A 14,376-nucleotide genomic window follows, 5' to 3' on the forward strand; every position below is an offset into this window, starting at 1 on the left:
GTGCGGCGGCGAATTGAAGGGCATACCGGAATTGTAGTCAGCCGCCGCCAGCCGCGCCGCAGTCCTGGCGCTCGGCCGGCGGGCGGCGCCGGCGCGCTTACAGCCCGGTATGGCGGACGATGAAGTCCTTGATCTGCTGCACGTCCGCGTGCACCACCTCGAAACGCTGCGGCAGCGACTCGATGCCCTCGAAGCTGGCGGGACGCTCCGGCTCGTGGCCCAGCGCCTCACGGATGGTGTCGGCGAACTTGGCCGGCAGCGCGGTTTCCAGCACCACCATCGGCGTGCCCGGTTCCAGGTACTCGCGGGCCACCTTGACACCGTCCGCGGTGTGGGTGTCGATGGTCACGCCATAGCGCGAGGACAGGTCGCGAATGGTGGCGATGCGGTCCGAATGGGTGCTGCGGCCCGAGACGAAGCCGAACTCGCGAATGCGGTCGAATTCCGGCGTGCCGCGCAGATCGAAGCCGCCCTTCGCATCGACATCGCGGAACAGCTGCGCCAGCTTGCCCGCATCGTGCGCCAGCAGATCGAAGATGAAGCGCTCGAAGTTCGAGGCCTTCGAGATATCCATGCTGGGGCTGGAGGTGTGGTACGTCTCCGCCGACTTGCGCACGCGGTAGACGCCAGTGCGGAAGAACTCGTCCAGCACGTCGTTCTCGTTGGTGGCGACCACCAGCTTGTCGATCGGCAGGCCCATCATGCGCGCGATATGGCCGGCGCAGACGTTGCCGAAATTGCCCGACGGCACGCAGAACGAGACCCTGCCGCCGCGGCCTGCACCACCGTTGGCCGGGTCGGTGGCCAGCAGCCAGCCCTTGAAGTAGTACACCACCTGCGCGACCACGCGCGCCCAGTTGATCGAATTGACCGTGCCGATCTTCTGCCGCGCCTTGAACTCCAGGTCGCTGGACACCGCCTTGACGATGTCCTGGCAGTCGTCGAACACCCCTTCAACCGCCAGGTTGAAGATGTTCGGGTCCTGCAGGCTGAACATCTGCGCCGTCTGGAACGCGCTCATCTTCAGGTGCGGGCTCAGCATGAAGACGCGGATGCCGCGCTTGCCTCGCATCGCGTACTCGGCGGCGCTGCCGGTATCGCCCGAGGTCGCGCCGAGGATGTTCAGCTCCTGCCCTTCCCGCGCCAGCGCGTACTCGAACAGGTTGCCCAGCAGCTGCATGGCCATGTCCTTGAAGGCCAGCGTCGGCCCATTGGACAGCCCCAGCAGATACAGCGGCGCGCCGCCCTCCTCGCCCAGCTTGCGCAGCGGCGTGATGTCGGCGGTGTTGTCGCCGGTGCGGGCGTTGCAATATACGGCCGGGGTGTAGGTCTTGCGCGTCAGTGCGCGCAGGTCCTCGGCGGGAATGTCGTCGCAGAAGCGGCTGAGCACCTCGAACGCCAGGTCGGCATACGACAGCGCGCGCCACGACTCCAGCTCGTCGGCGGTCACCTGCGGATAGCGCGCCGGCATGAACAGGCCGCCGTCCGGTGCCAGCCCGCCCAGCAGGATCTCGGAAAACGACTGCGGCATCTCGTGGCCGCGCGTGGACTGGTATTTCATCGGAATGACTTCAACTCGGACGGATCAGTTCAGTTCTTCCATGCGCAGGCGCGTGACGCCGGACAGCACGGTCGGCAGCGCCTCGATGCGGGCGATGGCGGCGTTGACCTGCCGCTCGCGCGCCAGGTGCGTCAGCATGATGATGTCGGTCTGCGGTTCGTCGTCGCGCGACTCCTTCTGCAGCATCGCATCGATCGAGATGCCGGCATCGGCGAGGATACGCGTGATGTCGGCCAGCACGCCGGTCTCGTCGGAGACGCGCATGCGCAGGTAGTAGCTGCTGGTGACGTCCTCGATGGGAAGCACCGGCACGCTGGACAGCTCGTCCGGCTGGAACGCCAGATGCGGCACGCGATGCTCGGGATCGGCGGTGTGCAGCCGGGTGACATCGACCAGATCGGCGATCACCGCCGAGGCGGTCGGCTCCGCGCCGGCGCCCTTGCCATAGTACAGCGTCGCGCCCACCGCATCGCCCTGCACCAGCACGGCATTCATCGCGCCCTCGACATTGGCGATCAGCCGCGAGGCGGGCACCAGTGTCGGATGCACGCGCAGCTCGATGCCATCCTCGCGCCGGCGCGTCAGGCCCAGCAGCTTGATGCGGTAGCCCAGTTCCTCGGCGTAGCGGATGTCGACCGACGACAGGCGCGTGATGCCTTCCACGTGCGCCTTGTCGAACTGCACCGGCATGCCGAAGGCAATCGAGCTCATCAGCGTGACCTTGTGCGCGGCGTCGATGCCCTCGATGTCGAAGGTCGGGTCGGCCTCGGCATAGCCCAGCCGCTGCGCTTCCTTCAGCACGGTGTCGAAGTCCAGGCCCTTGTCGCGCATCTCCGACAGGATGAAGTTGGTGGTGCCGTTGATGATGCCGGCGATCCACTGGATGCGGTTGGCGGTCAGCCCTTCGCGCAGCGCCTTGATGATGGGGATGCCGCCGGCGACCGCGGCCTCGAAGGCCACCATCACGCCCTTGCGGCGCGCGGCTTCGAAGATCTCGTTGCCATGCACGGCGAGCAGCGCCTTGTTGGCGGTCACCACGTGCTTGCCATTCTCGATGGCGCGCAGCACGAGTTCGCGGGCGATGCCGTAGCCGCCGATCAGTTCGACCACGATATCGATGTCGGCGCGCTCGACTACCTCGCGCGCATCGGCCACCACCTCGACCTCGCCACCGGTCAGTTCGCGGGCGCGCTCGGTGTTCAGGTCGGCCACCACGGCGATTTCGATGCCGCGGCCGGCGCGGCGGCGAATCTCCTCTCCGTTGCGCTTGAGCACGTTGTACGTGCCGCTACCGACGGTGCCGATGCCGAGCAGGCCTACTTTGATGGGATTCATGGTCAGACGATTTCTGGGTTGCGAATGAAAAGCGGGAACGATCAGGCGGCCGCGCCGTGCCGTTTGCGGTACGCCTCCAGGAAGCGCGCGACGCGCGAGATGGCCTCGCGCAGGTCTTCCTCGTGCGGCAGGAACACGATGCGGAAATGGTCGGGGCGCGGCCAGTTGAAGCCGGTACCCTGCACCAGCAGCACCTTGGACTCCTGCAGCAGTTCGTAGATGAATTCCTGATCGTCCTGGATCGGGTACATCTCCGGATCGAGGCGCGGGAACAGGTACAGCGCGGCCTTGGGCTTGACGCAGGTAACGCCCGGGATCTTCGTGATGAGCTCCCAGGCCAGGTCGCGCTGGCGGCGCAGCCGGCCGCCCTCGCCCACCAGGTCATCGATGCTCTGGTAGCCGCCCAGCGCGGTCTGGATCGCCCATTGCGCCGGCACATTGGCGCACAGGCGCATCGAGGACAGCATGTTCAGCCCTTCGATATAGTCCAGCGCCGGCCGCTTGTCGCCGGACACCACCATCCAGCCGGCACGGTAGCCGCAGGAGCGGTAGTTCTTCGACAGGCCATTGAAGGTGACGGTCAGCACATCGGTCGACAGCGAGGCGATCGAGGTGTGGGTGCGGCCGTCGTACAGCACCTTGTCGTAGATCTCGTCGGCGAAGATGATCAGGCCGAACTCGCGCGCGATCGCCACGATCTGCATCAGCAATTCGTCGGAATACAGCGCGCCGGTCGGGTTGTTCGGGTTGATCACCACGATACCCTTGGTGTTGGGCGTGATCTTCGCGCGGATGTCCTCGACATCGGGCATCCAGTCGTTGGCTTCGTCGCAGATGTAATGCACCGGCGTGCCGCCCGACAGGCTGACCGCCGCGGTCCACAGCGGATAGTCCGGCGCGGGCACCAGTACCTCGTCCCCGCTGTTGAGCAGCGCGTTGACCGACATCACGATCAGTTCCGAGGCGCCGTTGCCGACATAGATGTCGTCCAGCCCGACGCCCTGGATATGCTTCTGCTGCGTGTAGTGCATGATCGCCTTGCGCGCGGCGAAGATGCCCTTCGAGTCCGAGTAGCCCGCCGAATTGGGCAGGTTCCGCATCATGTCCTGCTGGATCTCTTCCGGCGCATCGAAGCCGAATACGGCCAGGTTGCCGATATTGAGCTTGATGATCTTGTGCCCCTCCTCCTCCATCTGCCTGGCCTTCTCCAGCACCGGACCGCGGATGTCGTAACAGACGTTGTTCAGCTTTTGTGATTTCTGGATCGGTTTCACGGCGTCGTCGGCAGGAAGAGAGCAGCCGCCGCATCGAGCGGCGGGAATCAGGGTCAGCGGATCAAGGGAATCAGCTCGGCGCGCTCCCGCTGGCGCCGGCACGGAGTTTGCGCGAGCCGGTGCAGCCAGCCGGGAGGCAAAGGCTATAATTTAGCGAATTATGACAGACTTCGGCGGGGTTTCCGCGACCGTGGCGGCCTTGCCGCAGATGGCGGCGACCAGCGCCGCCGAAGGACGAGGTGCCCTTTGAAACTTCATGCCGACCAGCCCAATGCCCTGAATACCGTCACCGGGTACGGACCGGGCTATATCGAAATCAACAAGGTCCGCTATGCCGGCTCCGTCGTGGTGATGCCCGAGGGCGAGGTGCAGAACTGGCCCGCCAGCCGCTTCGAGGACCTGGCGCCCGAGCAGTTCGACGCCCTTGCGGCGCGTGCCCCGGAAGTGGTGCTGCTGGGTACCGGCGACAAGCTGCGGTTTCCCCATCCACGCCTGACCGCCGGGTTGACGCGCCAACGCATCGGCATCGAGTCGATGGACATGCAGGCCGCCTGCCGGACCTACAACATCCTGATGGCGGAGGGCCGAAGAGTGGCGGCGGTGCTGTTGCTGGAGACGTTGCCCGACGATGGCGCCTCCCACGGCTGACCCGCCGCCCTTGTCTTCTTCCCGTCACGCTTGAACATTCTGGCCCGCGCCCCCATCTGGCCACAGCACGGTGACGCCGGTCCGCCAGGGACGGTCGCGCCCGCTCCAGAGCCGCAACCCGACGGGCATCGTCACTTCCGCAAATCACTCCACGAGCCGCTTCCCGCAAGGAGCCATAACAATGACAGTGAGCCTCGACCAGGTCGTACCGGATTTCAGCGCACCCGCCACCGGCGGGACCTTCTCCCTCGCCGCCCAGCGTGGCAAGACCGTGGTGCTGTACTTCTATCCGAAGGACAACACGCCCGGCTGCACCAACGAGGCGATGGACTTCCGCGATCACCACGACGCCTTCGTGGCAGCCGGCGCGGCGGTGTTCGGCATCTCGCGCGACAGCCTGCGCTCGCACGAAAACTTCAAGGCCAAGCTCGAACTGCCGTTCGAACTGATTTCCGACGGTGACGAAGCGCTGTGCCAGCTGTTCGATGTCATCAAGATGAAAAAGCTCTATGGCAAGGAGGTCCGCGGCATCGAGCGCAGCACCTTCGTGATCGACAGGGACGGCGTGCTGCGCCACGAACTGCGCGGCATCAAGGTGCCGAGCCACGTCGAGGAAGTGCTGGAAATCGTGCAAGGGATGTGACGGCAAGAGCGGGCACGCCGCCGATTGCCAAACCGGAATCCTTCGGATACATTGCCTCGTAATGAGTGCAGAATCTGGTTGCCACGCTGTCGTATCGGTCCGGCCAAGGCGCATGCCACTGGTGGCCGGCACCGGATCTTCATTGCCGCTTTCCCTGCCTGCCCGCCGACGCCCCCGCCACACTGGCAGGGATTCCGGCCACTGGTCCAGTCCCAGGACCTCCAGCCCGTGGCAGGCAGCGCGGTCGCCCCGCACCGCCTCCACCAAAGCCGCCACGCCTGGCAGACAGGTCTGGCGGCTTTTTTGTGCCCGGCCGCGCCGGCACACGCGCTTTTTCGCCGCCGATTCCCTCCCGCTTTCTCTTCGTTGAAAGGAACGCCAAGCATGCCGCTGCCGACCATGCCCGCCAAGCCCGCACAACTGCTGGACCCGGCCGAGTTCAAGCCGGTCGCCAGGCTGACAAAGACCGCAACGCACGAGAAGAAACCGGTTCCCGCGCTCGAACGCGTCGGTCTGCTGGAAAGCGGTGAATCGGAGCTTCCGGTTGTCGCTCCGATCAAGGCGCGCGCCCCCTCGACGCGCTCGCGCGCCAAGGATGCGCCGGCCTCGTCCGGCGCCGGCGCCACGCCGATGTCGCTGGTCAAGACCGCGCCGGCACCGTCGGCCCGCCGCAGGAAGGATATCGGGCCGGCCAAGCTGTTCGTGCTCGACACCAACGTGCTGATGCACGACCCCAGTTCGCTGTTCCGCTTCGAAGAGCACGACATCTATCTGCCGATGATGACGCTGGAGGAGCTGGACAACCACAAGAAGGGCATGAGCGAAGTCGCGCGCAACGCCCGCACCGTCAGCCGCACGCTCGATGCGCTGCTGGCGGAAACGGACGGCCTGCTCGACGAGGGCGTGCCGCTGGCGAAACTGGGCAATCGCGACGCGCAGGGCACGCTGTTCTTCCAGACCCGCCTGAACGAGACCAAGCTGCCGGAAGGACTGCCCGAGGGCAAGGCCGACAACCAGATCCTCGCCGTCGTCAGCGCCCTGCAGCAGCAATATCCGGAGCGCCTGGTCGTGCTGGTGTCCAAGGACATCAACATGCGGATCAAGGCGCGCGCGCTGGGCCTGCCCGCCGAGGACTATTTCAACGACCAGGTCCTGGAGGACAAGGACCTGCTGTACTCGGGCGTGATGATCCTGCCCAACGACTTCTGGGCGAAGCACGGCAAGGGCGTCGAAAGCTGGCAGGATCCGAAGTCCGGGGCGATGTTCTACCGGCTGACCGGCCCGCTGGTGCCCTCGTTCCTGGTCAACCAGTTCGTCTACCTGGAACCGATGGACGGCAGCCTGCCGCTGTATGCGCAGGTCAAGGAAATCAACGGCAAGACCGCGCTGCTGCAGACGCTGAAGGACTACACGCACCACAAGAACAACGTCTGGAGCATCACCGCACGCAACCGCGAGCAGAACTTCGCGCTGAACCTGCTGATGAATCCGGAAATCGATTTCGTCACGCTGCTCGGCCAGGCCGGCACCGGCAAGACGCTGCTTGCGCTCGCCGCGGGGCTGGAACAGGTGCTGGACCAGAAGCTGTACAACGAGATCATCGTGACCCGGGCCACCGTGCCGGTCGGCGAGGACATCGGCTTCCTGCCGGGTACCGAGGAGGAGAAGATGCAGCCCTGGATGGGCGCCTTCGACGACAACCTCGAAGTCCTGCAAAAGAGCGACGACAGCGCCGGCGACTGGGGCCGTGCCGCCACGCAGGAGCTGATCCGCTCCCGCATCAAGGTCAAGAGCATGAACTTCATGCGCGGCCGGACCTTCGTCAACAAGTTCGTCATCATCGACGAGGCGCAGAACCTGACGCCCAAGCAGATGAAGACGCTGGTCACGCGCGCCGGTCCCGGCACCAAGATCGTCTGCCTTGGCAATATCGCGCAGATCGACACGCCTTACCTGACCGAAGGCTCCTCGGGCCTGACCTTCGTCGTCGACCGCTTCAAGGGCTGGAGCCACAGCGGGCATATCACGCTGGCGCGGGGCGAACGCTCCCGCCTGGCCGACCACGCGGCGGACGTGCTGTGACGCCATGGCTGCCCATGCGTCGCGCAGTGTAGGCGCGCGTCCGGCAGCGGCCAGGCCAAGCGCCGCTTACCATAGGCTGCCGCCCACCGGCGGCGGCCTTTTTTTCTTGTGGGTCCCGCTGGCGTGGCTCCGCTTGCGTGGTTCCGACCTTGCCCTCGCCTGCCGGTAGCGAAATGACCGTGGAGGAATGATGTCAGCCTTGTTTCGCCGACCGCGCGCTGCGGCTGCCGCCGGGGTCCTTGCCGGCGCTGCCCTGGCGGCAATCTGGACAGGATGGATTGCACCCGCCCCCGTGTCCGCGCAGCCCGCGGCCGTGTCGCCGGCCGCGTCGTCCCCGCCGGCCTTGCCCGACGCCGCTGTCAGCCCGGCCGCGGCCGGGCCCGTGATCCGTACCGTAGGGGCGATCAGCTATGCCTGCGGTGGCATCGGCGCCGATGAGCAGCAGGCGCTGGCGAAGCGCAAGACGCCGTTCAACCTGGGTCTGCTGTTTACCGAGGGCGCCCGGGGCGAATATCTGTCCGATGTCGACGTGCGACTGATGCGCGATGACCACGAAGTGGCCCGCTTTCGCGCCGATGGGCCACGTTGCCTGATCAAGGCGCCGCCGGGCCGCTACAATGTGCACGCCACTTTCAATGGCCAGTCCAGATCCATGACGGTCCAGACCGGCAGCTGGGACAATCAGCTGCGCTGGTAGCGCCCGCCGGTGCGCCGTCTGGACGGCGCACCCCGCCGGGCTGGCACGCGACAACGCATGCCATCAGACCGTCCTGCTATTCGTTCCTCGCGTATCGGTTTCTCGCGCTCCCTTGCCCCCCTGGCCGCGGCGCTGTCGCTGCTGCTGGCGGCCTGCGCCAGCTCGCCGCCGCCGCGCCATGGCGGCACCGGCAGCCACGCGCCCCGCGCCCCCATCGTCGACCCAAGCGCGGGGCTGGAGGAAATCTCCATCCAGGCGATGGCACTGGTCGGCACGCCCTACCGCTACGGCGGCAATACGCCGGACTCCGGATTCGATTGCAGTGGACTGGTCCGGTATGTGGTGGCGCGCGCCGCCAACGTCGACCTGCCACGCACCACGCAGGCGATGGGCACGCGTGGCGTCCCGCTGGAACGGGCCCAGGTGGCGGCCGGCGACCTGGTGTTCTTCAACACGACCGGACGTGCCAACTCCCATGTCGGCATCTATGTCGGCCAGAACCGCTTCGTGCATGCGCCTTCGAGCGGCGGCACGGTGCGGCTGGAGGACATGACCAAGTCCTACTGGGCGCGCCGCTACGAGGGCGCACGGCGCATCGCCAGCGCCACCGTGCCGGTGGCGCCACCGCAGATCACGCCCGCGCCGGCGCCGGCGCCGGCGCCTGCGCCGCAGCCGGACGACGACGATCCGATCGCGGCGTTCGCCAATCGGTAGGAACTGTGCAGGGCGGGATAGCGCCCGGTCGAGCGCCCGCTACCCTCTCCCCGACCCTCTCCCGCAAGCGGGAGAGGGGGAACACCGAGAGCCATCCATCGGGCTGCCGGTTTGCTCCACATGCCCGCTTGCGAGGAAGGGGACATCGAGGGCAATCAACCAGACTGCCGGTTTGCTCCCCTCGCCCGCTTGCGAGGAAGGGGACACCAAGGGCAATCAACCAGGCTGCCGGTTTGCTCCCCTCGCCCGCTTGCGGGAGAGGGGCCGGGGGAGAGGGCCGCGGGCTTACAGCACCTGCCGCCCGATCCACCAGGCGATGGCGGACATGAACGCCGATGCCGGGATGGTCAGCACCCAGGCCCAGACGATATTGCCCGCCACGCCCCAGCGCACCGCCGACAGCTTGTGCACCGAACCGACCCCGACGATGGCACCGGTAATGGTGTGCGTCGTCGATACCGGCACACCGAGCGAGGAGGCGAAGAACAGCGAGATCGCCCCGCCGGTTTCCGCGCAGAAGCCGCCTACCGGCTTGAGCTTGGTGATCTTCTGGCCCATGGTCCGCACGATGCGCCAGCCGCCGAACAGCGTGCCCATGCCGATTGCGACATAGCAGCTGACGATCACCCACACCGGCGGCTCCGCCGCGCCTTGCATCACGTGGCCGCTGGCAATCAGCAGCATCCAGATGATGCCGATGGTCTTCTGCGCGTCATTGCCGCCGTGGCCCAGGCTGTACAGCGAGGCCGACACCAGCTGCAGCCGGCGGAACCAGCGGTCCACGCGCGACGGCGGCGTGCGAAAGAAGGTCCAGCCCACCACCAGCATCAGCAGCGAACCGAGCAGCATGCCCAGGATCGGCGACACCAGGATGAACGCGACGGTCTTGAGCAGGCCGCTTGCCACCAGGGCGCCCGTACCGGCCTTGGCTACCGCGGCGCCGACCAGTCCGCCGATCAGCGCGTGGGACGACGACGAGGGAATGCCGTAGTACCAGGTAATCAGGTTCCAGGCGATGGCGCCGACCAGCGCACCGAATATCACGTAGTGATCGACGATATTGACGTCGATCGTGCCGGTGCCGACGGTGGCGGCCACCTTCAGGTGGAACACGAAGATCGCGATCACATTGCACATGGCAGCCAGCGCCACGGCATGGTGGGGCTTCAGCACCCCGGTGGAGACCACGGTCGCGATCGAATTGGCCGCGTCGTGGAAGCCATTCATGAAGTCGAACAGCAAGGCAAGCGTCACCAGCAGGACGATCACCCACAAGCTCATTTGTACGGTCTGCATGTGGAGTTCCTGTCTGCGCCGCTCACGCGTTCTCGAGCACGATGCCCTCGATGATGTTGGCCACGTCCTCGCACTTGTCCGTGATGGTTTCCAGCTGCTCGAAGATGGCCTTCATCTTGATCAGCCGCTTGACGTCGGTTTCGTCACGGAACAGCTTGGAGATGGCCGAGCGCATCAGCCGGTCGGCCTCGGACTCGAGCTGGTCGATCTGCTGGGCGGTCTGCAGGATGGTGCTGGCGTTGCCCATGTCCTCCAGCAGGCCGACTGCGATCTTGACCAGTTCACAGCACTGGACGCAGACGGCAGCCAGCTTGCGGGCTTCCTCGGTCAGGCTGGTGACGTCATAAAGCGTGATCGTTTCGGCCACGTCCTCCATCAGGTCGAGGATGTCGTCCATGGTCGTGATCAGCTTGTGGATCTCGTCCCGGTCCAGCGGCGTGATGAAGGTCTTGTGCAGCAGGTCGATGGTGTCGTGGGTGATGCGGTCCGCCTTCTTCTCGGTGGCCTGCACGCGCCGTGCGTGCACCTCGGCATTGGCGAGGTCGTTGATCAGCGCTTCAAGCTCGCGCGAGGCGGTCACCGCGCACTCGGCATGCTGATTGAAATATTCGAAGAACTTGCCCTCGGTGGGCATGAATCGACCGAACATGGACGTTCCTTGTCACGGCGCTGGCGCGCCGTCCGTTGCAAAACAGGGGTTGTAGATCGTTCGGCAGACCGCCCCGGCGGGGTCATGCCGCACATGCCAGGACGCGCGCCAAAGCCGTCGCACGTCCATCATTCGGCCGGCATGCCCACCGGCCAACTGTCACAAAAGAGCCATATTCTACAGGCTGCGTGACCGCCAAAACGGTCGCACTGCCACGATTGGGTCGCAGCGTCATGGAGGCAGGACAGAGGTGGACCCAACCCGTGCAAGCGCCGTGCCCGGGAGAACCGCCCCGGGGACATCGAAGCGGCGCTCAGGTGTCGTTGTCGAAGAACGCCGGCCCGCCGCTGAAGTTGTCGAACTTGGTGAACTGGCCCAGGAAGGTCAGCCGCACGGTGCCGATCGGGCCGTTACGCTGCTTGCCGATGATGATTTCCGCGGTGCCCTTGTCCTGCGAGTCGGGGTTGTAGACCTCGTCGCGGTAAATGAACAGGATCACGTCGGCATCCTGTTCGATGGCGCCCGATTCGCGCAGGTCGGACATCACCGGCCGCTTGTTGGGCCGCTGCTCCAGGCTGCGGTTCAGCTGCGACAGCGCGATCACCGGGCAGTTGAGTTCCTTGGCCAGGCCCTTGAGCGACCGCGAGATCTCGGAGATCTCGGTGGCGCGGTTCTCGCCGCCGCCCGAGCCCGACATCAGCTGCAGGTAATCGATGATGATCAGGCCCAGCTGGCCGCACTGCCGCGCCAGCCGGCGCGAGCGCGCGCGCAGTTCCATCGGATTGAGCGCCGGCGTCTCGTCGATGAACAGCTGCGCGTCGTTCATCCGCTGGATCGCGTGCGTCAGCCGCGGCCAGTCCTCGTCCAGCAGCCGGCCGGTCCGCAACCGGTGCTGGTCAAGCCGGCCCACCGAACCGAGCATACGCATGGCGAGCTGGGTGCCGGCCATTTCCATCGAGAACACCGCCACCGGCAGGCCCTGCTCGACCGCGACGTGCTCGCCAATGTTCAGCGAGAACGCGGTCTTGCCCATCGAGGGGCGTCCGGCGACGATGATCAGGTCGCCGGGTTGCATGCCGCTGGTCATCCGGTCCAGGTCGATGAAGCCGGTCGGCACGCCGGTCACGTCGGTGGTGGAGTCCCGGTGATACAGCTCATCGATCCGCTCGACCACCTGGGTCAGCAGCGGCTGAATCTCCTGGAAGCCCTTCTGGCCGCGCGAGCCCTCTTCGGCAATGGCGAACACCTTGGACTCGGCCTCGTCCAGCAGCTCACGCACCTCCCTCCCCTTGGGGGCAAAGGCGGCGGTGGCGATGTCGTCCGCCACCGTGACCAGCTTGCGCAGCACCGCCCGCTCGCGCACGATCTCGGCGTAGCGGCGGATATTGGCGGCGCTTGGCGTGTTCTGCGCCAGCGAATTCAGGTAGGCCAGCCCGCCGACTTCCTCTGCCTTGCCGGCCACCTGCAGCATCTCGTAGACGGTGATGACGTCAGCCGGCTTGGTGTCGGAAATCAGCCGGGCGATGCTCTGGAAGATCACCCGGTGATCGAAGCGATAAAAGTCCGCCTCGGACAGGAAATCGGCGATGCGGTCCCACGCTGCGTTGTCCAGCAGCAGACCGCCCAGCACCGATTGCTCGGCCTCGATCGAGTGCGGCGGAACCTTGAGATTATCGAGTTGGGGATCGGCGACGGGCGCGTTCATGGGGGGCAATTATAGCGGTCCGGCCCGGCCGGCAGCGTGCGATGCGCGGCCGGCGAGCGGAATGACAACGGCTGCCGCAACGCGGCCTTGCCAGAATGAAAAAAGGCAGAAGCCGGGCGTACACCCGGCTTCTGCCTTTGTCCTTCGCGGTCCGTCACGCAGCGGCACCGACCGGTGCGCCGCGCGGCGGATCCCGACGACTGACTGCGCTCGGGCTTAGACCTGCTCGCCCAGCACCGACACGGTGATGTCGACCACGACGTCGGTGTGCAGCGACACCGAAACCGGGTGGTCGCCGACCATCTTCAGCGGACCGTTGGGCAGGCGGACCTGCGCCTTCTCGACCTTGAAGCCCTGGGTAGCCAGTGCCTCGGCGATGTCCGCGTTGGTGACCGAGCCGAACAGACGGCCGTCCACGCCCGACTTCTGCGTGATCTGCAGCGTCAGGCCGTTCAGCTTCTCGCCTTCGCCCTGGGCGGCGGCCAGCTTCTCGGCGGCAGCCTTTTCCAGGTCGGCGCGCTTGGCCTCGAATTCCTCGATGGCCGACTGGGTGGCGCGACGGGCCAGCTTGGTCGGGATCAGGAAGTTGCGAGCGTAACCGTCCTTGACGCGAACGATGTCACCCAGGTTGCCCAGGTTGATGACTTTTTCCAGCAGAATGACTTGCATCGTGTTTTCTCCTTGACGACCCGGGCGATCAGTTCTTGTGCAGGTCGGTGTACGGCAGCAGCGCCAGGAAGCGGGCGCGCTTGATGGCCGTGTCGAGCTGACGCTGATAGTGCGCCTTGGTGCCGGTCAGGCGAGCCGGCGTGATCTTGCCGTTGTCGCCGATGAAGTCCTTCAGGGTGTCCAGATCCTTGTAGTCGATCTGTTCGACGCCAGCCACGGTGAAGCGGCAGAAGCGCTTGCGCTTGAACAGCGGGTTCTGCTGCTGGAAGCGCTTCTTGTTCTTGTTGTCACGTTTGACGAATGCCATGATTCAATCCTTTACGAATGCTTTACATCCAGTGATGTGAAAGACGAGAGCCTTGCTGTTGCGGTGCTTGCGGGCGAGGAATCCCTCGCAATCGAGCAGCGTGCCGAGCGGGGTCCGCTCCAGGCGCTGCCCGACCTCTCCAACTCCCATTGCCGCGATGGCAAATTCGAGTTGACGCTGGGTGCGCGCTTCGGTCACCTCTCCGCTGTAATGCAGCAGACAGTTGACAACGGGGATGCCGGCGGGGGTAAAGCGCAACGCATCGCGTTCGGCGAGCGTGGCCAGTAGCCTCAGCTGGTTCACCGCTTGTGCCCCCACCCGCCGCGCCGGCGACGGGCCGGCGACGCGTCAAGTGTTCGCACCCTGCACCGCCGCCGTTATCAGGCGGCCGGGCTTTCGCTGGTTTGCGAGGCCTTGCGGGCTTCCTCGCGCTGGACTTCCTTCATCATCGGCGACGGCGCGGTTTCGGCCTTCTTGGTCTGGACGATGAGGTGGCGCAGCACGGCGTCGTTGAACTTGAACGCGTGCTCGAGCTCCGACAGCGTGTCCTTGCCGCACTCGATGTTCATGCACACGTAGTGAGCCTTGGCCAGCTTCTGGATCATGTAGGCCAGCTGACGGCGGCCCCAGTCTTCCACGCGGTGGACCTGGCCGTTCTGCGAGGTGACCAGCGTCTTGTAACGCTCGATCATGGCCGGCACTTGTTCGCTCTGGTCCGGGTGGACGATGAAAACGATTTCGTAATGACGCATTGACGCTCCTTTTGGGATGAGCCGCCTGGGCGTCACGTCCAGTG

Annotated in this window: 15 protein-coding genes; 5 read left to right on the forward strand and 10 right to left on the reverse strand. The window is 65.7% G+C overall.

The features are described from left to right. Positions 1–97: 97 nt before the first annotated feature. Genes thrC through K6V06_RS13670 form a run of 3 tightly spaced genes read right to left on the reverse strand, consistent with a single transcriptional unit; the run spans position 98 to position 4,170 of the window. On the reverse strand, positions 98–1,561 hold the full coding sequence (gene thrC / locus K6V06_RS13660) for a threonine synthase (RefSeq protein WP_222244232.1): 1,464 nt from the start codon (positions 1,559–1,561) through the stop codon (positions 98–100). A 24-nt stretch (positions 1,562–1,585) separates the two neighbouring features. Continuing rightward, positions 1,586–2,896 carry a homoserine dehydrogenase gene (locus K6V06_RS13665; RefSeq protein WP_222244234.1) on the reverse strand — a complete coding sequence of 437 codons (1,311 nt, stop codon included), beginning with the start codon at positions 2,894–2,896 and terminating at the stop codon, positions 1,586–1,588. Between the two features lie 41 nt (positions 2,897–2,937). Next, positions 2,938–4,170, reverse strand: coding sequence for a pyridoxal phosphate-dependent aminotransferase (locus K6V06_RS13670; protein WP_222244236.1), 1,233 nt, complete (start codon positions 4,168–4,170; stop codon positions 2,938–2,940). Positions 4,171–4,416: 246 nt separating this feature from the next. Here K6V06_RS13670 and K6V06_RS13675 point away from each other — a divergent pair, with 246 nt between their 5' ends. The 5 genes from K6V06_RS13675 to K6V06_RS13695 all read left to right on the forward strand — a co-directional run bounded on the left by K6V06_RS13675 (position 4,417) and on the right by K6V06_RS13695 (position 8,954). Beyond that, positions 4,417–4,818, forward strand: a complete 402-nt coding sequence (locus tag K6V06_RS13675; RefSeq protein ID WP_222244238.1) for an Mth938-like domain-containing protein — start codon at positions 4,417–4,419, stop codon at positions 4,816–4,818. 181 nt (positions 4,819–4,999) lie between these two features. Beyond that, positions 5,000–5,461 (forward strand): peroxiredoxin, encoded by a 462-nt coding sequence (locus tag K6V06_RS13680; protein ID WP_222244240.1) that lies wholly within the window; start codon positions 5,000–5,002, stop codon positions 5,459–5,461. Positions 5,462–5,845: 384 nt separating this feature from the next. Continuing rightward, the gene (locus K6V06_RS13685; RefSeq protein WP_222244242.1) at positions 5,846–7,543 is read left to right on the forward strand and encodes a PhoH family protein; all 1,698 of its coding nucleotides are present in this window, start codon (positions 5,846–5,848) and stop codon (positions 7,541–7,543) included. Between the two features lie 292 nt (positions 7,544–7,835). After that, a complete protein-coding gene (locus K6V06_RS13690; protein WP_370637467.1) occupies positions 7,836–8,240 on the forward strand; it encodes a hypothetical protein in 405 nt (134 codons plus the stop codon). Positions 8,241–8,297: 57 nt separating this feature from the next. Next, positions 8,298–8,954 carry a C40 family peptidase gene (locus K6V06_RS13695; RefSeq protein ID WP_222244244.1) on the forward strand — a complete coding sequence of 219 codons (657 nt, stop codon included), beginning with the start codon at positions 8,298–8,300 and terminating at the stop codon, positions 8,952–8,954. A gap of 285 nt (positions 8,955–9,239) precedes the next feature. On the opposite strand, the gene K6V06_RS13700 is transcribed toward K6V06_RS13695, so the two are convergent. The 7 genes from K6V06_RS13700 to rpsF form a co-directional block, all read right to left on the reverse strand. Beyond that, positions 9,240–10,250: an inorganic phosphate transporter gene (locus tag K6V06_RS13700; RefSeq protein ID WP_222244246.1), complete on the reverse strand. Its 1,011-nt coding sequence runs from the start codon at positions 10,248–10,250 to the stop codon at positions 9,240–9,242. A 22-nt stretch (positions 10,251–10,272) separates the two neighbouring features. After that, positions 10,273–10,899, reverse strand: a complete 627-nt coding sequence (locus tag K6V06_RS13705) for a DUF47 domain-containing protein (protein WP_222244248.1) — start codon at positions 10,897–10,899, stop codon at positions 10,273–10,275. Positions 10,900–11,212: 313 nt separating this feature from the next. Then, positions 11,213–12,604 carry a replicative DNA helicase gene (locus K6V06_RS13710; protein ID WP_222244250.1) on the reverse strand — a complete coding sequence of 464 codons (1,392 nt, stop codon included), beginning with the start codon at positions 12,602–12,604 and terminating at the stop codon, positions 11,213–11,215. A gap of 216 nt (positions 12,605–12,820) precedes the next feature. Beyond that, complete coding sequence (rplI, locus tag K6V06_RS13715; protein ID WP_222244252.1) at positions 12,821–13,273, reverse strand: 50S ribosomal protein L9; 453 nt, start codon at positions 13,271–13,273, stop codon at positions 12,821–12,823. Positions 13,274–13,301: 28 nt separating this feature from the next. After that, the gene (gene rpsR, locus K6V06_RS13720) at positions 13,302–13,580 is read right to left on the reverse strand and encodes a 30S ribosomal protein S18 (RefSeq protein ID WP_006575387.1); all 279 of its coding nucleotides are present in this window, start codon (positions 13,578–13,580) and stop codon (positions 13,302–13,304) included. A 3-nt stretch (positions 13,581–13,583) separates the two neighbouring features. Next, entirely contained in the window at positions 13,584–13,883 is a 300-nt protein-coding gene (priB, locus tag K6V06_RS13725; protein ID WP_222244254.1) for a primosomal replication protein N, read from the reverse strand. Between the two features lie 77 nt (positions 13,884–13,960). After that, positions 13,961–14,332: a 30S ribosomal protein S6 gene (rpsF, locus tag K6V06_RS13730; protein WP_222244256.1), complete on the reverse strand. Its 372-nt coding sequence runs from the start codon at positions 14,330–14,332 to the stop codon at positions 13,961–13,963. Positions 14,333–14,376 lie beyond the last annotated feature (44 nt).

The organism is Cupriavidus sp. AU9028 (assembly GCF_019795295.1).
GTDB lineage: Bacteria > Pseudomonadota > Gammaproteobacteria > Burkholderiales > Burkholderiaceae > Cupriavidus.